The sequence below is a fragment of the Flavobacterium tructae genome (assembly GCF_002217475.1).
Taxonomy (GTDB): Bacteria; Bacteroidota; Bacteroidia; order Flavobacteriales; family Flavobacteriaceae; genus Flavobacterium; species Flavobacterium tructae.
In genome coordinates this window covers 15,255-35,994 of sequence record NZ_MUHH01000015.1, presented here as the reverse complement: position 1 = coordinate 35,994, position 20,740 = coordinate 15,255, and the positions used below count along the sequence as shown (strand labels likewise).

Annotated in this window: 11 protein-coding genes; all 11 read right to left on the bottom strand. The window is 38.7% G+C overall.

Translation table 11 applies throughout. From position 1 onward, the window contains the following. Positions 1 to 47 precede the first annotated feature (47 nt). Positions 48 to 1,445 carry a RagB/SusD family nutrient uptake outer membrane protein gene (locus B0A80_RS04070; protein ID WP_070907192.1) on the bottom strand — a complete coding sequence of 466 codons (1,398 nt, stop codon included), beginning with the start codon at positions 1,443 to 1,445 and terminating at the stop codon, positions 48 to 50. Between the two features lie 10 nt (positions 1,446 to 1,455). Beyond that, positions 1,456 to 4,464, bottom strand: a complete 3,009-nt coding sequence (locus B0A80_RS04065) for a SusC/RagA family TonB-linked outer membrane protein (protein ID WP_017496009.1) — start codon at positions 4,462 to 4,464, stop codon at positions 1,456 to 1,458. 395 nt (positions 4,465 to 4,859) lie between these two features. Further along, entirely contained in the window at positions 4,860 to 6,797 is a 1,938-nt protein-coding gene (locus B0A80_RS04060) for a family 2A encapsulin nanocompartment cargo protein cysteine desulfurase (protein WP_089076512.1), read from the bottom strand. Beyond that, positions 6,781 to 7,701, bottom strand: a complete 921-nt coding sequence (locus B0A80_RS04055; protein ID WP_017496006.1) for a family 2A encapsulin nanocompartment shell protein — start codon at positions 7,699 to 7,701, stop codon at positions 6,781 to 6,783. Before B0A80_RS04055 ends, B0A80_RS04060 begins: the two co-directional genes overlap by 17 nt. Positions 7,702 to 8,380: 679 nt before the next feature. Continuing rightward, a complete protein-coding gene (locus B0A80_RS04050) occupies positions 8,381 to 10,036 on the bottom strand; it encodes an arylsulfatase (RefSeq protein WP_089076511.1) in 1,656 nt (551 codons plus the stop codon). A 191-nt stretch (positions 10,037 to 10,227) separates the two neighbouring features. Further along, entirely contained in the window at positions 10,228 to 11,490 is a 1,263-nt protein-coding gene (locus B0A80_RS04045; RefSeq protein WP_089076510.1) for a YeiH family protein, read from the bottom strand. An 80-nt stretch (positions 11,491 to 11,570) separates the two neighbouring features. Beyond that, positions 11,571 to 12,290: a thioredoxin domain-containing protein gene (locus tag B0A80_RS04040; protein WP_089076509.1), complete on the bottom strand. Its 720-nt coding sequence runs from the start codon at positions 12,288 to 12,290 to the stop codon at positions 11,571 to 11,573. 5 nt (positions 12,291 to 12,295) lie between these two features. Then, positions 12,296 to 13,366: a sterol desaturase family protein gene (locus tag B0A80_RS04035; RefSeq protein WP_089076508.1), complete on the bottom strand. Its 1,071-nt coding sequence runs from the start codon at positions 13,364 to 13,366 to the stop codon at positions 12,296 to 12,298. Positions 13,367 to 13,561: 195 nt separating this feature from the next. Next, entirely contained in the window at positions 13,562 to 15,481 is a 1,920-nt protein-coding gene (locus B0A80_RS04030; RefSeq protein WP_089076507.1) for an arylsulfatase, read from the bottom strand. Positions 15,482 to 15,509: 28 nt separating this feature from the next. Further along, the gene (locus B0A80_RS04025) at positions 15,510 to 16,982 is read right to left on the bottom strand and encodes a RagB/SusD family nutrient uptake outer membrane protein (RefSeq protein WP_089076506.1); all 1,473 of its coding nucleotides are present in this window, start codon (positions 16,980 to 16,982) and stop codon (positions 15,510 to 15,512) included. Between the two features lie 15 nt (positions 16,983 to 16,997). Then, a complete protein-coding gene (locus B0A80_RS04020; protein WP_089076544.1) occupies positions 16,998 to 20,129 on the bottom strand; it encodes a SusC/RagA family TonB-linked outer membrane protein in 3,132 nt (1,043 codons plus the stop codon). Between the last annotated feature and the right edge of the window lie 611 nt (positions 20,130 to 20,740).

Genomic DNA, 20,740 nt, shown 5'->3' with positions numbered 1-20,740 from the left:
AAAATCTTAGTATCTCAGCATCTTAGTCCCTGAGAATCTAAGTAATTTTATTTGCTGTAACCCGGGTTCTGGGTGATTTTTTTGTTGGCATCCATTTCCAAGATCGGAATAGGAAATACCAGTACATCCGCATCATAAGATAATAATTCAGATCCGTCACCGTCGACACTTACATCAATGGAGCCTTTTGTTCTTCGGATATCGTGAATAGAAAAGCCTTCCATCGCTAATTCGAATTGGCGTTCTAATAAAATGGCATCAAGTGTTACTGCGGTTAGTTTTTGTGCGTTGGCTCTTGTTCTGATGATGTTGATATCGTCAATCGGAGTGTTGCCTACCACTGTTCCGGCGCGAAAGTTGGCTTCGGCTCTGATGAGGTACATTTCAGCCAGACGAATAATCCCTACATTAGCAAACTGATCGGTAAATTTCAGGGTTAGTATTCTGTCATTTACAGGGTTTACATAATTGAATTTTGCACGATCGTCGTTAGGATCTGTAAATTTTTCCAGATAAGGATCTCTGATCGCAATGTCACCTCCGCGTCCTCCATTATTCTCAGCTGAATAAAAGGTATTGGCATCGTTTACTCCGGTTTGTTTTGTAATTTGGATAGCAAATACATCTTCAGCCTGATCGGTATCATGATTAAAGGCATCTGCATATTTTGTAGACAATGAGTGTCCGCTGTTTTTGATGACATCATCGGCAGCGTCTCTTGCCAAAGCGTAATTGCCTTGTTGTAGATATACTCTCGCTAATAGGGCTTTTGCAGCATATTTATCAGCATAAAAACTATTGTCTTTTGGAAGATTGGTGTAGGCAAGATTTAATCCGTCAATGATTACTTTGTATACTTCGGCAACCGTACTTCTTTCTTTTGATAAATCGGCGTTGAAATCATAAATAGCTTTGTCTCTTATTACAATTCCTAATTGATTATTGGCCTGACCGCTAACGTATGGTTTTGCAAAAAAGCGCACTAAATCAAAATAAGCAAGTGATCTTAAAAAATTAGCTTCACCAATCATTCGGGCTTGTTTGGCCGGATCTTTTACTTTGCTGATATTGTCGATAACGGTATTGGTAGCGTTTACGATTTCGTAACATCTGGAGTAAGTTCCGGTGATGATTACGTTATCAGCAAGCATTTGTTTGATATACATTTGTCTTAATTCGCCAAAACTTCCTCTGAATCTAAATTCAGTAGTGGCAGTTGCACCTGTTGCTCCCAGTAAATCGGCGTAAACTAAGATTCTTCCTCCGTAAGCATTTCCTCTTGCAGCAAGAGCATAAGTTCCGGTGAGTACATTGGTAACCCCTTCTTCTGTACTTAACGTTACAGAAGCGTCTTCTCTTTGCTTTGGTTCTATGTTTAATTCATCTTGACAGCTTGTAAAAAAGACTGCAAAAAACATAAATAATAGTATAGTGTTTGATTTCATCTTGATCGATTTAAAAATTGATATTTACTCCCATCGCAATTGTTCTCGCTGGCGGAGCCGAATAAAATTCCTGTCCAATATTAGGATTTGCTCTTGTGATATCGTCTCTTCGTGACTCAGGATCAGAACCTTTATAATTGGTAAAAGTCAATAAATTTACAGCGGTCATGTATACTCTTAAATTGCTCATTCCCATGTCGCTTACTGTCTTTTTAGGTAACGAATATCCTAAAGTCAGGTTTCTTAAACGTATGAAATCTGATTTGCCCAGATAGCGGCTCGAATTTTGGGTACCGTTTGTACCGCCAAATCTCGCCTGAGGAACATTGGTAATGTCTCCCGGTTTTTGCCAACGGTCTAACTGATCCAGAGTCTGGTTGTCAAAATAATCGGCTGCTGTAGACTGATAAATTCCTGCAGTGTTGTAAATACTGGCACCCCATTCTCCCTGGAAAGTAAATGAAAAATCAACTCCTTTGTACAGGATCGTATTGGTAAGTCCTGACATTAAGGTTGGAAACGGATTCCCAAGAATGGTTCTCTGTGCTTCACTATAGTCATTAGTGGTACTTCTGTCAATGCTTCCATCGGCATTTTTTGTGTTTTTTACAAAAAGTGCATCTCCGTTTGCGGGATCAACCCCTGCGTATTCTACCAAATAGAAAGACGAAATGTTTTCACCAACTCTATTAATGGTATAACTGCTTATTACATCAGCATTGTTGTTGGGTAACGATTTTACTTTAGATTGATTGGTCGTTAAATTGAAACTTGTTGTCCAGGTAAAATTTTCGGTTGTGATATTTTTGGTGTTTAAAGTGAATTCGAAACCACTACTTCTGATTTTTCCGATATTTTTGCTAATGGTTCCTAAATCGCCACCACCGGCACTTTTAGGAAGCGGAACATCAAAAAGCAATCCGTCTGTGTCTTTTTGGTAGTAATCGGCCTCGAAAGTAATTTTATCTAAAAAGCCCAGTTCGGCACCAAAATCAATTTGAGTCGATTTCTCCCAGGTTAAATTATCATTTCCTGGCTGATCAAAGGTAAGTCCTGATTTTAAATTATAGGGATTTGTCTGATACAACTGGCGTGAAGCAAAGTTTCCAATTTCGGCATTTCCTAATTTACCCCAGCTTCCTTTTATTTTCAAATACGTTAAAACCGGATTTTCTTTCAGGAAATTTTCCTTTGATATTACCCAACCGGCAGAGAGTGCAGGGAAAACACCATAGCGTTCGTTTTTTCCAAAACGGGAAGAGCCGTCACGACGAATACTGGCTTTAAAAAGGTATTTGCCATCAAAAGCATAGCTTAATCTTCCAAATTGAGATACAAATGCATAATCAATTTCCCTACCGTGTCCTTCATTAATTTCGGCTCCTCCGTCGATCGTCTGAAAACCGTCGTTAGGGAAGTAGATGCTATTTACATCCTGATATCTATTGTTGTACTTGTTAAGTTCCATACCGGCAACAAGATTCAGAGCGTGTTTTTCTGCAAATGTTTTGTCGTAGGTAAAGTAGTTACTGAAAATATAATTTTCGGTATTTACAGAGGTTGCAAATACAGCACCGTCAGTTGCCATAAAAGGAGCATTTTTTCCCTGCCAGTAGTCTTCTGTCTGAGTCATGTAGTCATAAGAAAAATCAGAATTGAACTTCAGACCTTTTACTATTTTAAGTTCGCCAAAAACTTTTCCGGTAAGTCTGCGCATGATGGTTTTCCAGAAAGTATTGTCTTTTGCCAATAAGTAGTTAGCATATTCTGTATTTGGGTTTGCCGTTCCGTCTGCCAGTCTTGCCTGTGATATTGGAGCCTGCGCTACGGATTGTAAAGGTGATGTAAAAGAGTTATCATCCTGCACTCTGTTGATGATGGCTCTTGAAAAACCAATGTTCATTCCCACAGTAAATCGATCTGATAGTTTATGAGATAAATTAGATCTTCCGGTTATTCTCTCCAGACTGTTACTGTCGATAATTCCGGTAGTGTTGTTGTAAGCTCCTGAAAAGAAGTATCTGGTTTTGTCGTCTCCACCGGAAACCGAAAAATCAGCATCGGTGGTATATCCCGTTTGAAAGGCGATATCCTGCCAGTCCGTATCAATTTCTCCATTTCTCCAGTCAGTTCCCTGAGCCAGACGATCTAGTTCTTCTTCTACCGAGGCCAAATCATCAACATTTTTTCCGGCTTCGCGTATTAATTCAACATATTGTTTTGCATTAAGCCACTTTCTCTTGTGAGTAGCTTCGCTAACACCTTGCGAGAAATTAAGAGAGAAAGTTCCTTTTCCGTCTTTTCCTTTTTTGGTAGTGATGATTACTACTCCATTAGCACCACGTGCACCATAAATCGCTGCAGAAGAAGCATCTTTTAAGACGTCAATAGACTCGATTTCATTAGGGCTCAAAGTCAATAATGGATTTGTTGGCGCTCCGTTGCTGGATTCGTTGTCTGTAATCAAGGGAATTCCATCTAAAACATATAAAGGCTGTGTTCCCGCACTAATACTGGCAGCACCACGAACTCTAACATTTATACCACCTTCAACTTTACCATTTGTCTGAGTGATTTGTACACCGGCAAGTTTACCCACCAGCGCATTTTGAACGTTTGAAACAGGTATTTGCTGGATATCTTTTGCCGTAACGCGGGCAATGTTGTCCGTTAAATTCTTTTTGGTCTGTGTTCCGTAACCAACGACCAAAACGGCTTCCAGTTCATTTTGTGTTTCGACCAGTTGAACGGTCATTAAATTGGAGGCAGGGACGTGTACAGTTGCAAAACTGACATAACTTACTGTTAGTACGTCTCCTTTTTTTGCTGTTATTTTAAAATTTCCGTCAAAATCAGTTTGAGTACTGACTTTTGTTCCTTTTACAAGAATGTTAACTCCCGGAAGCGGAACTCGTTTTGAGTCAGTAACTTTCCCTGTAATAGATCCTTCCTGCGCATTGGCTATTTGCATAAATAATGTGATCAATAGCCCCAAAAAAAACTTAAAGTTGATTTTCATTTGTAAATATTTTTGGTTAGTTTCTCAAATGTCTTAATTTTCTGTTAATAAGTAGTCTTTATTTAACATTTAATATCACTAAAACAATTGTTTTTGTGATATTTATAACAAAATGGTTTTAATTTACTATTTTTAGAGAAAAATAAAACACTTTATTGTTTATTGTGTAATTAAATTACTTTTATGATGTTTTAAATCTTAATATTTAGCTAAAATTGTAATTTTATGTTTGATATTTAATCTTTTGTTTGATTATTTTTTAAAGTTTACTTTTTCAAACAAAAAAAGCGATTGTGTTGAAACAATCGCTTTTGGAAATAACTACTCAAAATATTAAAAAAAGTAATTATTTTTTTTTAAAGAGATCTAACTTGTTATTTCTCGGTGTTGTTTTTTTAAAATTTAACTTTTTTAAGTTCCCATAAGGTTTTGATAAAAGTATCAACATCCTCAGTGGTATTGTAAAAAGCCAGAGACGGACGAACAGTAGTTTCGACTCCCATTCTTCGCAAAATAGGCTGCGCACAATGATGTCCGGTTCGTACTGCAACACCTTCTTTGTTTAAGGCTTGTCCCACCTGATCGTTTGTGTAACCTTGCAGATTAAAAGAAAGAACACTTGCCTTGTTTGCTGCTGTACCGATCAATCGAACGCCCGGGATTTCTTTTAGCAATTTTGTCGCATAGTCTAACAACTGATGTTCGTACTGACCGATCGCATCTATTCCTAGTTTTGTCACATAATCTATTGCTGCTCCAAGGCCAATTGCATCGGCAATATTTCCCGTTCCGGCTTCGAAGCGATTGGGCGCTTTGTGGTATTTTATTTCCTCAAAAGTGACATCCTGAATCATGTTCCCACCAGATTGGTAAGGATGCATTTCATTTAATAATTCTTCCTTTCCGTATAAAGCGCCAATTCCGGTTGGGCCAAAAAGTTTGTGTCCGGAGAAAACCAGCCAGTCCGGATTTAAATTCTGAACATCAACTTTCATGTGTGAAACCGATTGTGCGCCATCAATTAGAACTTTTGCTCCAACGGCATGAGCCATTTCGACAATTTTTTTGGCCGGGGTTACAGTTCCCAATGCATTTGATACCTGAGTAAAAGCAACCAGACGTGTTTTTGAATTCAGCAATTTTGCATATTCATCCAGTAAAAGTTGACCATCATCGTCAACCGGAATTACACGAAGTTTTAATCCTTTTTTATCTGCCAGGCGTTTCCACGGAACAATATTCGCGTGATGTTCTAAATTACTGACAATGATTTCGTCACCTGCAACTAAATTATAATCGCCCCAACTTTGTGCCACAAGGTTAATACCTTCAGTAGCACCACGAACAAATACAATTTCGTTTACGGAGCTGGCATTCAGGAACGTTTTTACTTTTTCGCGGGCAGCTTCATAAGCATCCGATGCACGGGCAGCCAATTCGTGAGCAGCACGATGGATATTCGAATTTTCATGTTCGTAGAAATAGGCAATACGATCAATAACCGACTGCGGTTTTTGCGTCGTAGCAGCATTATCAAACCAAACCAAAGGTTTTCCGTTTACTGTTTCTCTTAGAATAGGAAAATCTTTTTTGATGCGGTTAGCATCAAAATGAGAACCGGAAATACCACCAAAATCTTGTTTTTCAAAAGTATTTCCAACGATTAAATTCGAATTTCTCTGATCAAAGGCAAACGGATTTTGCTCTAAAAAGTAGTACGAATTTGATATCTCATTTCCGTTTAACGGAAGGTTGGCACGTTTTGTAAATTTTGTATCCACAAAAGCCAATGCTGCTTTTAATTCTGTTTCAAACGAAGAACCTTGGGATTGAAAAGGCAGATATTCATTATTTAAAAACAATTTCGAAAAAAAACTTTCTTCATTTAGCTGAGCGGCTCCGTTATTCCCAAAATTTTCGTCATAAAAACCGGTTTGCGGATTGTTGACATTTACATTATTTCCGTGTGAAATTCCCAATGGAGAAGTTTCACTTTGAGTATCAAATCCGGCTCCGGCATTTGGATATAAAGCTGAAGCTCCTGAGCCATAATTAGCAACAGTTGGTGCTGCTCCAAATCCACTAAATGCTGGTAAAGCAGTTGGTGAAGATGGCGCGTCCTGCAAGGGCAAAGCTGCCGGGTTGTGGCCACTGAAGTTTCCCGTATTCAGGAAGGTTTCTGCAACTTTTGTGGCACGGGGATGTTCATTACGATCAGGACTTAACGAAATCTCTTTGGGAAATTCGTTAGGTAACGTACTGAACAATTCGTTAGCCAAAAGCTGCAAATCCTCAATATTGGGTAAACCGTTGTTGTTAGTATTTATACTCATGGTACTTTCCAATTTCTACATCTTCAAGAACGGCAATGGCATCGTCTACCAATACGGCCAGTGAGCAATATAGCGATACCAGATAGGATGCAATTGCTTTTTCATTTATTCCCATAAAGCGAACTGATAATCCCGGTGATTGTTCGCCTTGTAATCCTGGCTGAATTAATCCGATAACACCCTGACGGCTTTCGCCTGTACGCAATAGAATGATTTTTGATTTTCCGTCTTTGATAGGCAATTTGTCGGATGGAATAAGCGGAATTCCTCTCCACGTTAAAAATTGAGATCCAAACAAAGAGATAGTAGGAGGAGGAACACCACGACGTGTACATTCACGGCCAAAAGCTGCAATTGCCAAAGGATGTAGTAAAAAGAATCCCGGTTCTTTCCATACCTTGGTCAGTAGTTCGTCTAAATCATCTGGCGTTGGTGCACCGGTTCTGGTTTTAATAATTTGCGAAGGCGCAACATTACTGAGCAAACCATAATCTTTATTGTTGATTAATTCGCTTTCCTGGCGCTCTTTAATGGTTTCGATCGCCAATCTAAGTTGTTCAGAAATCTGATTGTACGGTTTACTGTACAAATCTGAAACTCTTGTATGTACTTCAACAATCGTTTGAACTGCCGCAAGATTATATTCTCTCGGATTATCGATATAATCGACAAAAGTATTGGGTAAAACTCTTTCATCTCTTGCTGAACAATCTACTTCGATATGGCTTCCGTCTTTTACTTTATTCAAACGAAATACACCCGATTCGACTGGTGTCCAATGCAAAAGATGCGTTAACCAACGTGGTGTAATTGTTCCAATTTGTGGAACGGTACGTGTTGCAATTGCTAATTGTCTTGCTGCAACATCTCCTAATGCTGTTTGTTGTTGTTTTGTTTCAGCCATGGCTTAATGGTTTAATGGTTAATTTATTTTTTGCTGTAGTATTTTAAGAACTTTCATTCGTAAAAAAACAATTTTATCGTACTAGTAAATTTAGTTTAAAACTAAAAACCCCCGAAATAAAAACCGTTTAATTTACAGTATAATAATATCTAAATTGTTGAATCATAAGGTTTATCAAGGCATAACCTGCTTTTAAGCGAATGATATTTTTGCTTGATAGGGTGATCCGGTTTCGTGCCCGTTACCAAAGAGAGGATCTGTTTGTGCTTGGGGATGACTTTCGATTTTAGGAATGAAATCGAGTCAAAACGAAATAATGGAAGAATTAACGGCAGAAGCACATATAACAAAAAGTGTTATAGGTATATTTTTTGGGAAGTATATAATTCGATGTACTTGCAGTTGTTTTCAAAATGTAGTTTTTTAAAATTTAATCTCTACTAATTCTATAGACAAAGTTAAATTTAAAATAATAAAATCCAAAAGTTTTTTAAAATTAATTCAGATGAGTGCAAGAAAACAGGTAAAGTATAGGATAGATTTTGTTTTAAAATACTGATTTCTAGTTGTTTGTTTTTGTTTTCGAATATAAAAAAAGACAGAAAAAGAAGTAAGAGTTGTTTTTTACTTATTTTTCTGTCTTTTTAAATGCTTTATAAAATGTAAAAAGAAGCTTCGATTACTTTTTTAAGGCGGCGCCACCAGGCATAACTTCCTGTTTTAGTTTGAATTTACTGTATTCTACAACTCCTGTCTGGTCGGCCCAATCAAAATAGGCAGCCGATAGTTTATTGACAATACCGGGATTCTGTTTGGCTACATTATTGGTTTCACCGCGATCTGTTTCGATATCATAGAGTTCCCACTCGTAAGAGGGGTAAATCGATACCAGTTTCCATTTTCCATCGCGTACCGCTCTGTTTCCTGCTCTTTCCCAAAATAACGGAGCTCCTCTGTTGACCTCGGAAGCATTGTCAAATAAAACCGGCAGAAGACTTTTTCCTGCCAACGGGTTCGATTTTGCACCATTGTATTCTTTTGGATATTCAATTCCGGCCAATTCATAAAAAGTAGGGGCAAGGTCAATAATGTGTCCGGTACCTTTATCAATGCGGCCTCCTTTTATTTTTGAAGGAAACCAGGCAATAAATGGAGAACTGAAGCCGCCTTCGTGCATATTGTTTTTGTATTGTTGTAAGGGAGTATTTGATAAATAGGCCCAGTTTTGTTCCTGATAATCGAAGGAACCTGAAGTTCCAATTGGACCATCATTTCGGACTAAACCTCTGCCTAACGGATTGTAGGTATTGAAACCGCCCTGCGCACCATTGTCTGAAATAAATATAATGAGGGTATTTTTATCTTTTTTTAGCGCTTTTAATTTATTCAAAACCTTACCCACATTCTGATCCATATTGTCTACCATTGCGGCATAAACTTCCATTTTGGCTTTCCAGAATTGTTTTTCGTCATAGGTAAGTTTATTCCATTCCGGTACTTCCGAATCTCTTGATGATACGGTTTGATTGGCAGATAAAATGCCATTTGCTTTTAGCTTTTCGATTCTTTTTTCTCTTAAAACATCCCAGCCTTCGTCAAATTTTCCTTTGTATTTAGCAATGTCTACCGGTTTTGCCTGTAGTGGCCAGTGTGGAGCGGTAAAAGCTAAATACAGAAAGAACGGCTTATTTTCTTTGTTTTGTTCGTCGAGAAAAGTCACCGCGTTGTTTCCGATTTCATCAGTAAAATAATAAGAATCGTCTTTAGGATGGAGTTCTTCATTGTTTCGAAGTAATTTTACCGGATAAGGTGTTTTTCCGAAAGGCAAAGGTTTGCTGTCGAAATAACTGGAAGCTCCTTTTAAGATGCCATAAAATTTATCAAAGCCTCTCTGGTTAGGCCATTGCGACTGATCTTCGGAACCCACGTGCCATTTTCCTGAAAGTAAAGTGCTGTAACCTCCGGAACGGAAAACTTCTCCCAATGTCAAAGATTCTTTGTTGAGGTATCCCTGATAAGCTGGCAGACCCAGATTGATATCAAAAAAGCCCATTCCGGCTTTGTGCTGGTATTGTCCTGTTAACAAGGAGGCTCTGGTTGGAGCGCAAATTGAGTTGTTGTAGAATTCGCGAAGACGTAAACCTTCACTGGCTAGCTGATCAAGATTGGGTGTTTTTATTTCGGAACCATAATTACCTAAATCAGAATAGCCCATATCGTCGACCAGAATCAGGATGATGTTTGGTTTTGAAGAAGGGGTAGTGGTTTTGTTTTGTGCGGAAACGAAAAGTACTGTCGAAAATAAGAGGTGGAGTGTTAGGAGTGTTTTTTTCATTTTAATTCATGTTGTGAGTTGCTGAAACTGGTTTTATCTTTTGTTGAATCGGTTTAAGACATATAAACATAGCTTTAAAAAAGTAGAGTAAATTATGGTTTTTTAGAACAACTCTGCGATTTATTTTTAATGAAATGTGTTTTAGATACAATAAGTTACGTTTTAAAGTGTTCGAAAAATGATTTAGATTATTATTCTTTAAAAAGTAAAAAAGCAATGATCAGCGTGACAATGATATTGAACAATTGTGCTATTAAAAAGGCATATAAAGGTTTTCGGCTGGTATTGCCCAGTAAATCTTTAAATTTGGTTTCCAGTCCGATACTGGTAAAAGCAAGGGCAAACCAAATGCCTTGCAGGTTTTTTAGGCCGTCTTTTACTTCGTCTCTCACTTCGGCAGTCAAAAAAAAGGAAAAGAGGAGTGAAGCGGCAATAAATCCAATGACGAATTTTGGAAAACGTTCCCATATAACACCTAAGGTTGGTTTTGATGCTACAGCTTCTTCCGATTTGTTCTGAGTGTAAGTCCAGTAAACGGATATGGCAAAAGCAGCTAGTCCTAAGAGTACATTTTGAGAGAATTTGACAATTGTACTAATTTTTAAAGCGGTTTCGCCTACCAAGGAGCCTGAAGCGACAACGGCTCCCGAAGTATCAATACTGCCGCCCAGCCAGGCTCCGGTTACTTCTTCAGGAAAGTTGAAATGTTTAGCAATTACAGGCATGAAAATCATCATGGGTATTGCGGTGACCAAAACAATTGAAATCACGTAAGACAGTTTTTTTGAGTCGCCTTTGATGGCACCCGAAGTCGCAATTGCCGCGGAAACTCCGCAAATCGAAACCGCGCTGGAAATCATCATTGTTAATTCATCGTCAACTTTTAATTTTTTGCACAGCCAGAAGGCAAAGTACCAAACGGACAGTACAACCACTAATGCCTGAATAAGCCCAAGTGAACCTGCTTTTAGAATGTCTGAGAAAATAACAGTGGTTCCCAGTAATACCAAGCCAATTTTGACAAATACCTCTGTTGAAAGAGAGGAACGAAACCACCTTGGAAGGATGAAAAAATTACCGAGACAGAGACCTATGATTAAACTAAAAATCACCGCTTCAAGATTTAGATCTTTGATGGTGGTATTTCCGGAGATCACCAGGGCAAAGATGGTTAACACATAAACGATGGGAAAACCCAGTAGAAAGTTTTTGACTGATTTTCCAATTAAAAAAGCACCAAGAGTTCCAATCGCAGTCAGATATATAAATTGTAAGCCAATGATTTTCAGGTTTCCGAAATTAAACACGTCTACTACTAAATCTGTTCCGGTTGACCATTTGAAAGTTGGAATCTCAGGCAGAAAAATAAAAAGGGAAATTCCGATGATGATAAAACCAAGAACGACGACAGTCCAGTCTTCGTGGAGGGTAAATTGTTTGGTTTGGGTTGACATTTTTAAGGGTTGTTTTTACTGGATTAAACCCGACAGGTTTTTGAAATCTGTCGGGTTTGTATGCAATTATTTAGCGGTTTTTATTTGGAAGCCAAAGCGACATCTACATCATTTTTTAAATCTCCGAGACCTTCTTTTTTGAAAACAATTTTGCCTTTTTTATATAAAATCAAAGTAGGGAAAACTTTTACTGTTTTTAAGTCGGCGATTACCTGAGGGCTGTCTTCCAAATCAATTTCCACGATTTTTAAATTAGTTCCGTATTGTGCTCTGATGGTTTCTAAAACAGGTTTTACCTTTTTACAGGCACCACAGTAAACAGAACCAATATCAACGAGAACATCATTATTTTCTGAAATGATTTTGTTGTATTCGATTAAGGTTAGTTTACTTTTTGAATTGGAGTAAAAAGGTTTTCCGTTTCCAATCCAGTTGGCAATTCCGCCTTCTAAACTATAAGCTTCTTTGAAACCGTTTTTCAGCAATTCGTCTGCAAGCCAGACACTTCTGCCTGCACCAATGGAGTAGGTAAAAACCGGTCTTGTTTTATCTAAGGCAGCAATGCGTTTGGCATAGTCTTTCGATTCCAAATTAAAATTTTGTGCTCCATTGATATGATTAAGAGCAAATTCTTGAGGACCGCGTGCATCAATAATCTGTGGTTTTTTTTCGCTTTGAATTTTAGCATAAAAAACGTCTAATGAGACGGTGTTGGATGCTTTTTGCTGTGCAAAACTAATTCCGGATAAAAACAGTATCACAATGGCGATACTGTTTTGAATTGTTTTATTTTTTATCATGATTTTTAAGATTGAACCTGCTCATAATAAGCCGGATTGGGTACTGTTTTTTCTACTTTTTGGCGTATTGGAACTGCTAATACCCCCTCAGCCAAAGCACTTCCTTCTTTTTTTGATTTGAAGATAGGCCAAAGAAACTGTGCGTACCATTCTTCTTGTTTGTAGGACTTCATTCCGTACGATTTCGGAAATTTTCTGGTGATTAAACCTGTTCCGAAAATGATATCCCAGATAAAAAACATATTACCAAAGTTCCCTTTAAAATGTCCTACACCATCACCGCTGGTATCTGCATGATGTGCGTGATGAGTTGCAGGAGTCGAAATAAGACGCTCTAAAACCCACGCAATCGGATGTAAAACTTTGTATTTGTAAAAGGGTTTGTCCCAGGCAATACTGGAGTGAGCGCCTAAAGTGATAAAACTTTTGATGACCAATACAAATAAAGCGGGCAATCCTAAACCTAAAAAAGTTAAAGTTGCCGTTAAATAAATCTGCGAAAAGAAAACCGTATAAATAAAGTTTTGTCTGGAAGCCATCGCCATGCCCATGTACGGAGCGGAGTGGTGCGTTCGGTGAAAACGCCATAAAAAAGGAACCTGATGGTGTAAGCGGTGGTACCAATATTGTGTTAAATCATCGGCTACTGCGATAAGGAAAAAACCTCCCCAAAACGGAACCCATGAAAGCGAGTTGGCAAGATTGGGAATTAAATACGGCAATGCAGTAAGACTGAAAAAAGCAATTACCGGAGGCAAAAGCAATTTAGGAGCCAGAAAACAAATGATATCTACTTTGCGTTCCTGACCCGTCCATTGATCGTCGTACAAACCTGCCGTAAATTCGATAATGCCCAGAATCACCATAAAAGCGGTTAATCCCCAGGTTCTGATGTTTTCGAAAGCCGGTTTGATAAATTCTAAAAATGATGGTAAGGCAATGTGTGATTGTGCGATCGCACCATTTGTTAATTTGAAATACAGAAAGATCGCCAGGACAGGCAGTGCATAAATGAAGAGACTAATACTTAAATCTCTGGTTAGTTTACTTTTTGAATTATAAGCTGTTGCTGCCATGATTTTTATTTTAAAAAGTTGCTAATTAAAGTTAAACCTCCAGCCAGTATGAGTAGCGGGACTAAAAAAACAATCGCTCCCACGAGTATTTTTTTTCCTATAATTTCATAATCTGCTTTTTTCATGTGGATTGGAATTAAAAGAGATTCAGGTCTTTAATAGATTGACAAAAGACCTGAATCTTTATTGGGTTAATTATTTTGAATTTCCGGGTCTGGTAGCTTGTTGGATGAGATCCTGTAATGTTTTTCCTTTGTCGGCTGTGGTGTTGTGTATTCTTCTGTTGTACACATCCTGCCAGTCAATCAATGGGTAAACATTGTTTTCTTTGGCTTGTTCATCAAACAGTTTTTTAAGTTCGGCTAATTTTTCAGGATATTTTTTAGCCAGATCGTTACGTTCGTTGAAATCTTCGTTCAGGTTGTACAATTCCCATACGTCTGCGTCAAAATTACTTTCAGCCGGTTTTTCGTTTTTACCCAACGATTTTTTTACCGCAAAAGAATCCGGCAGGTGAGCTGCTCCCGCTTTCCAGCCATCTTTGTAGATGGCTCTGTTTCCGAAAATATAGTAGTACTGAACGGTATGCAAAGAAGGTGCTTTGGCATCGTTTAGCGAAGCAAAAAAAGTAGACCCCTGAATGGCATCCTGTTTTATTTCTCTGATATATTCCGGAGCTTTAATTCCGGCAATGTCTAAAGTTGTCGGCAGCAGATCGGTTACGTGGCTGTATTGATTTCTGATTCCGCCTTTGTCTTTAATTCCTTTCGGATAAAAAACGATCAATGGGTTACGCGTTCCCCCTTCCGATTGTGCATCTTGTTTCCAGTTTTTAAACGGAACATTGGTGGCCTGAGCCCATCCCAACGGATAATTGGTATTGAGTCCTTTTGCCGTTCCGATTTCACCAATGTTGTTTAAGTTTTTCTGAAGATTTTCTTCATCAGATCCGCCCTGAGCAAACAGACTTTGGTTGATGGTTCCTTGTGTAGTACCTTCTTTACTGGCACCATTGTCACCAATTGCCACAAAAATTAAAGTATTATCGAGTTGATTGGTTTGTTTTAAATGCTCGACGATACGTCCAATTTCATGATCGGTATAGGTAAGATATCCGGCATAGACTTCCATGAATCGGGCGTACACTTTCTTTTGATCGGGTGTTAGTTTTTTCCAGTCGGTAATTAACGGGTTACGCTCCGGCAATACAGCGTTAGCAGGAATTACACCTAATTTTTTCTGATTGGCCAGTACTTTTTCGCGATAAGCATCCCAGCCTTCATCAAATTTTCCTTTGTAAGGTTCGATCCAGGATTCTGCCACCTGATGAGGTGCGTGAACAGCGCCCGGTGCATAGTACAAAAAGAAAGGTTTTTCCGGTGCGGCCTTGTGCTGTTTGGTAATATAGCTAATGGCTTTGTCTGTAATCTGGTCGGTTAAATGTCTTCCGTCAGGAGTAACGTGTGCGTTGTCTTCCACTAAATCTGGTTTGTACTGATCGGTTTGTGATCCTAAGAAACCATAGAAGTGTTCGAAGCCTTTTCCGGTAGGCCATCTGTCAAATGGTCCGGCATCAGTGGCTTCTTCATCAGGAGTCAAACCGTATTTTCCTACGGCAAAAGTATTGTATCCTTTGTCTCTCAGGATTTCGGCAATCGTACCTTTATCAGATGGAATTCTTCCGTCCCAACCGGGGAAACCAGCCGATAAAACGGTGTGAGAGAACCCGCTTACGTGTACTTTTCCCGAATTTCTTCCGGTTAAAATAGCAGAACGGGTAGGAGCACAAATGGCTGTAGTGTGAAAATTCGTGTAGCGTAAACCATTATTAGCCAGATTGTCAAAAGTGGGTGTTTGAATAAGGCCTCCAAAAGCACTAGAGGCACCAAATCCAACATCATCCAGTAAGATCCAGACAATATTTGGAGCACCCGTTGGTGCTTTTACAGGCTCAGGCCAATATTCTTTTGAATCGGCTAAAGTTTTACCTATAACACCTTTAAAATCAGCATTCGGATTGTTTTGCGCAAAACTAAATTGTGCTGCAAGCAACGCAGTAAATAAAAGTCCTTTTTGCGGACTTTTAATTTTACTATTGTGTTTGAAATTTTTCATAATCTATTAGTTTTTAGGGTTGTGTTAATTAATATCCGGGGTTTTGTGGTAATCCGATTGGATCGATGTTTCTTTCGCTTTGTGGAATCGGGTATAAATTATTTCGTTCGGTAACAGAATTTTTGGCCAGTACTTTTTTGACCTCGGTTACCAAAGTTCCCCAGCGTACCAAATCAAACCAGCGTTGTCCTTCCTGAACAAATTCTTTTTTGCGCTCTTCCTGTAGGGCAGCCCTGAAAGACGTTTGCGTCAATCCGGTTAAGTCAACCGTAACATCTGGAGTGTTAATTGGTTTTCCGAAAGCTCTTCTTCGTACTTGATTGATTAACTCGTAGGCCTCGGGAGTTGGTGCCCCCTGTTCGTTTATGGCTTCCGCTAAAGACAATAAAATGTCGGCATAACGGATTATAGGAAAATTGATGGCTACGTTGGAAGGTGTGGCCAGATTCGTTAAATCCAGATACTTTTTGAAGATCGGTTTCGGAAACGTATAAACGTTTGCGGTACCGGGAATTGGTAATTGTTTGGCATAACTTACATCCCTTCTGGTATCCCCGGCAGCATAAATATCATAAAACAAAGCAACATCCGAAATAATATCGGCAGGTTCCGTAGCCGTGAATCCGGTAAAAGAAGTGGCTTGAAAAGTACTTCCACTGGAGCCGTTTCCAGCTTGGTTGGGTTCAAACTGAACGGAGAAAATGTGTTCTTTCCCGTTCTTTTTGGTTTTAGTAAAAATATCCTGAAAATTTTCAAAAAGCGCATATCCATAACCGCCATTGATGACTTCTCTGGCTTTTAAAATAGCATTCGGATAGTCTTTTCTGGTAAGGTAAACCTTTGTCAGAATGGCTTTTGCCGCTCCCGATGTAGCACGTCCGGTATCTGTTGCAGGATAAGTGGATGGTAAAGCTTCAGCATCTTTTAAATCTGAAATAATCTGGGTATAAACTTCCGCTACAGTGGCTCTTTTCGATTTTAAACTTTCCAATTGAATAGAAGTAGGCTCGTGCAACACAATTGGAACTCCGCCCCAAAGACGTACTGCCTGAAAATACAATAAGCCCCGGATGAATTTAGCCTCGAGAATCAATCTGTTTTTAACAGCGTCTGAACCGGCTACTTTTGGTATATTATCGATAGCTACATTGGCTCTGTTTATTCCGGCATAGATTTGACGCCACGCCACCTGAACACGATCAGAAGTTGCATCATGAGTCAGGCTGCTTAAAGCTCTCACCTGCGGATTGGTTGCAGAAACTCCCGCTGCAGCATAATCAGATGCCATGTCGGTCAGAAAATATAAATTTCGACCAAATAAACTCTGTTCTCCCGGATCAAGGCTCAATGAAGCATAAACAGCAGTCACACTAGCAATGGCATCGTCCTGAGTTTTAAAATAATTGTCTTCGGTTACAAATGAGGTAGGAGTGACCTCTAGATCAGTGCACGATACCAATAGTCCGGCACTCAATAGGAATATTATAAAAATCTTTTTCATTTTATATTTTTTTACTTAAAAAGTTACGTTCAGGCCTGAGATGAATGTTTTTGAATTGGGATAAGCGCCAAAATCAATTCCCGGGTATAAGTTGTTTTGTTCGTAGGAGCTTACTTCAGGATCGTATCCAGTGTATTTGGTCCATGTAATTAAGTTTTCGGCAGAGACATAAAATTTAACGCTCTTAGCACCCAGTCTTTTGGAAAGGCTTTTCGGTAAAGTATACCCCAGAGTGATTAGTTTTAATCTTAAGAAAGAAGCATCTTCAATATAACGTTCTGAAACAATCCCCAATGGTGAACTGGTTGCTCTTGGAACTTCGTTGCTCGGATTTGTTGGTGTCCAACGGTCGTCTAAAGTTACATTCGCATTGGTACCCAAAGTAGAAATTTCCAATTGCTGATTTAAAGCGTTGAAGACTTTACCACCATAAGATCCCTGAAAAGAAAAGTTAAGATCAAAGTCATGATAGGAAATCGTATTGCTAAAGCTTGCGACAAATTTTGGTTGTGAACTTCCAAGATTTCCTTTGTCAAGAGCTGTAATTACACCATCTCCGTTAGTATCTACATATCTTCGGTCTCCAACTTTTGTATTGGCTAAACTGTTGATTTTAGGCTGAGTATTGACTTCTTCCTGCGTCTGGAAAATGCCATTGGTTTTGTATCCCCAGAAAGTTCCCAGAGGCAATCCTACTTTTACGGTTACGGGTTGCTGCTGTAATAAAGATCCGTTTGGTACTACAGGAAAAAATTGATCCACTCCGTTTCCGATAGCCACTACTTTGTTTTTATTGGCAGAGAAAACAAAGTTAGAATTCCATGAAAAGTTTTCTGTTTTTAGATTTTCCGTGATCAGACCAATTTCGATACCTTTATTTTCAACACCGCCAATGTTTTGAAGTACAGTTGCATATCCTGAAATCAGCGGAACAGGTACATTGATCAGTAAATCATTTGTTTTTTTGTAATATACATCAAATACAAAATTGATTTTTCGATCTAATAAAGACAAATCCAATCCCACATTGTATTGATTTGTTTTCTCCCATTTCAAATCTGAATTGGCCAGTCGGGTAGGAGCTAAACCGGTTTGCAGTGTTCCTCCGAAAGCATAATTTACAGAACCCATCTGAGCCAGAGAAAGGTAATTTCCAATTTCCTGATTACCGGTAGTTCCGGCAGTTATTCTTAGTTTTGCTTCCGTTAAGCCTTTAATATGGTTTGCGAAAGATTCCTCTGTGATATTCCAGGAAAATCCAGCTGATGGGAAATAACCCCAAAGCGATTTTGAACCAAATCTTGAAGATCCGTCTGCACGGCCGGAAAGCGTAAAGTTGTATTTTCCTTTGTACGAATAATTCACCCTGGTCAGCCAGGACTTTAAGACACTTTCGAAAGCATCTGTAGAAGGTTTTACCGGAACACCGTCTTGCAAAGCATTGTAAGTATTGGCATCGTTTACAAAGAATTGAGCTCCTGCATTCACCACTTCGCCTTGTGTGTACTGAAGCGTGTACCCGCCCAAGGCTGAAAATTTATGATTATCGCCAAAATTAGTATTATAGTTTAAAGTGTTTTCATTCAGTACAGAGCTCACCAATCGGTCTCCAACAGAACCAAAGCCTTTTGTTCCTGCACCGGTAGTGGTGGTTGCCGGAGCGTAGTAATTTTGCTTGGTATTCATGACATCACCGCTGACTGCAACTTTTGCAGTAAGTTTTTTGGTGATTTTATATTCACCGAATAAACTAGTCAGAATCCTGTTGATTTTAGTTTCATTGGTGGTGCTCACAAGATCATTTATCGGATTGGCAATTATCCCGTTTACAGCCGTTGCATAGGGATTATTGGTGAGGTTATAGCTTCCGTCAGGATTTTTGATCGGAACTACAGGTGGCTGATACAAAGCAACCACTAACGGATTAGGCTGTCTTCCGGCAGAAGAACCGCCATTTGTACCAATACCATTGGCAACAGAATTGCTGTAGTTGGCATTCACACCAAATTTAAAATTGGGAGAATAGTTTCTTTCGTAGTTGACACGTAGCGAAATACGCTTAAAATCGGAGGCAATTACAATTCCGTCCTGTTGAAAATACCCCGCAGAAATTGCATATCTTGAACGATCATCACCTCCCGAAAACGACAATTGATGATTTTGAATCGGTGCCGCAGTTCTAAAAGCTGCCGATTGCCAGTCGTATCCTCCTGAAGTTTTTAAAGCTTCGATCTGGGCAGCAGAAAAAGAAGGCGCCTGACCAATACTGGCCTGAACATCATTGCGTAAGCTGGCCCATTGGCTGGCATTCATTAAGTTCAGTTTTTTTGACACATTCTGAAATCCAATATAGCCCTGGTAGGAAATGTTATCCTGACCTTTTGTTCCCTTCTTAGTAGTGATAATCACCACACCGTTTGCCCCGCGTGATCCATAAATAGCAGTTGCAGAAGCATCCTTTAGTACTTCAATAGATTCAATATCACCGGGATTAATCGTCGACAGGACATTGACAGTAGCTCCTGCATTGGCAACTCCGGCCGTACTGTTGTTATTGTCATTATAGATTAAAATTCCATCCACCACATAAAGCGGTTCGTTACCGGCCGTAATTGAGTTTCCTCCCCTAATTCGAACACTGGATGAAGCACCGGGACGACCCGAACTTTGCGTGACTACCACTCCCGGTATTGCCCCCCGAAGTAAGTTATCTGCCGATGAGGTCACCTGGCTTAAATTGGCTTTTGGAACTGAAGCTACAGAACCTGTAATGTCTTTTCGTTTTTGAGATCCGTACCCAACAACGACCAGTTCATCCAGTTCCTGACGTTCTTCTTTTAAATGAATAGTAATAGGATTCTTTTCGACTATAATCTCTGATTTTTTGTATCCAATGTAGGTTACAATTAAGGTGTAAGGGAATTTCTGTCCCGTTTGAAAATAAAATTTTCCTTCAGAATCCGTCTGAACGCCGTGTGTAGTTCCTTTAATCACTACCGAAGCACCAATAATAGGCTGGTTGGTGATATCATCTACGACAGTTCCGTCGAGTTTCGATTGAATAAGAGGCGTTGTATTTTGGGCATTAATTCCCGCCGACAGGAGCAGGAGAAATAGGAATGAGTATATTTTTAATTTTTTTTTCATTTCTTTGTACTGGTTTAAGTAATTAACAAGAAGGCCTGAAAGTTGAATTTTCAACTCTCTGATCGTATTCTTGGTTTAGTGATAAATATTCTTTAAGCCTTGCCATTTCTGTTGCCGCAGAAATGGCTTTTTTTATTTACAGCAACAGCTATGCATGTTTTTCATTTTGTTTTTTTTAATGGTTAGTCATTTTTTTTTAAGATATAGGTATAGTTTCAGTGCTCTTTTTGATACAAACGAATGTGTCAAATAGATTTTGAAATTTCAATATGGAATCTTGTGTGTATTTAAAAATTCGTTTTTAAAACGATTCGATGTAAAAGAGAAATCGAAGGCAAACGAAAAAAAGGACAGAGTTTTAGCAACAGAAGCACATATAACAAAAAGTGTTATAAGTATATTTTTTAGGAAGAATGTAATACGATCTGCTTTCGGTTGTTTTCAAAATATGATTTTTTTGGTTTCAAATATTATTTTAAACTCTACTAATCCTATAGACAAAGTTAATTTTAATATAATAAAAACCAAAAATTTGTTTATTTTTTTTTGAAAAAGATAGAAGTATTTGGCGTTTTTTATTTAGGAATTGAGTATAACTTGTTGTTAATTAG

Excerpts from the sequence above, each read along its gene's own strand:
- B0A80_RS04055 (WP_017496006.1), bottom strand. The coding sequence starts at position 7,701 with ATGGCTGAAACAAAACAACAACAAACAGCATTAGGAGATGTTGCAGCA.
- B0A80_RS04070 (WP_070907192.1), bottom strand. The coding sequence starts at position 1,445 with ATGAAATCAAACACTATACTATTATTTATGTTTTTTGCAGTCTTTTTT.
- B0A80_RS04050 (WP_089076511.1), bottom strand. The coding sequence starts at position 10,036 with ATGAAAAAAACACTCCTAACACTCCACCTCTTATTTTCGACAGTACTT.
- B0A80_RS04040 (WP_089076509.1), bottom strand. The coding sequence starts at position 12,290 with ATGATAAAAAATAAAACAATTCAAAACAGTATCGCCATTGTGATACTG.
- B0A80_RS04030 (WP_089076507.1), bottom strand. The coding sequence starts at position 15,481 with ATGAAAAATTTCAAACACAATAGTAAAATTAAAAGTCCGCAAAAAGGA.
- B0A80_RS04065 (WP_017496009.1), bottom strand. The coding sequence starts at position 4,464 with ATGAAAATCAACTTTAAGTTTTTTTTGGGGCTATTGATCACATTATTT.
- B0A80_RS04060 (WP_089076512.1), bottom strand. The coding sequence starts at position 6,797 with ATGAGTATAAATACTAACAACAACGGTTTACCCAATATTGAGGATTTG.
- B0A80_RS04045 (WP_089076510.1), bottom strand. The coding sequence starts at position 11,490 with ATGTCAACCCAAACCAAACAATTTACCCTCCACGAAGACTGGACTGTC.
- B0A80_RS04035 (WP_089076508.1), bottom strand. The coding sequence starts at position 13,366 with ATGGCAGCAACAGCTTATAATTCAAAAAGTAAACTAACCAGAGATTTA.
- B0A80_RS04025 (WP_089076506.1), bottom strand. The coding sequence starts at position 16,982 with ATGAAAAAGATTTTTATAATATTCCTATTGAGTGCCGGACTATTGGTA.
- B0A80_RS04020 (WP_089076544.1), bottom strand. The coding sequence starts at position 20,129 with ATGAAAAAAAAATTAAAAATATACTCATTCCTATTTCTCCTGCTCCTG.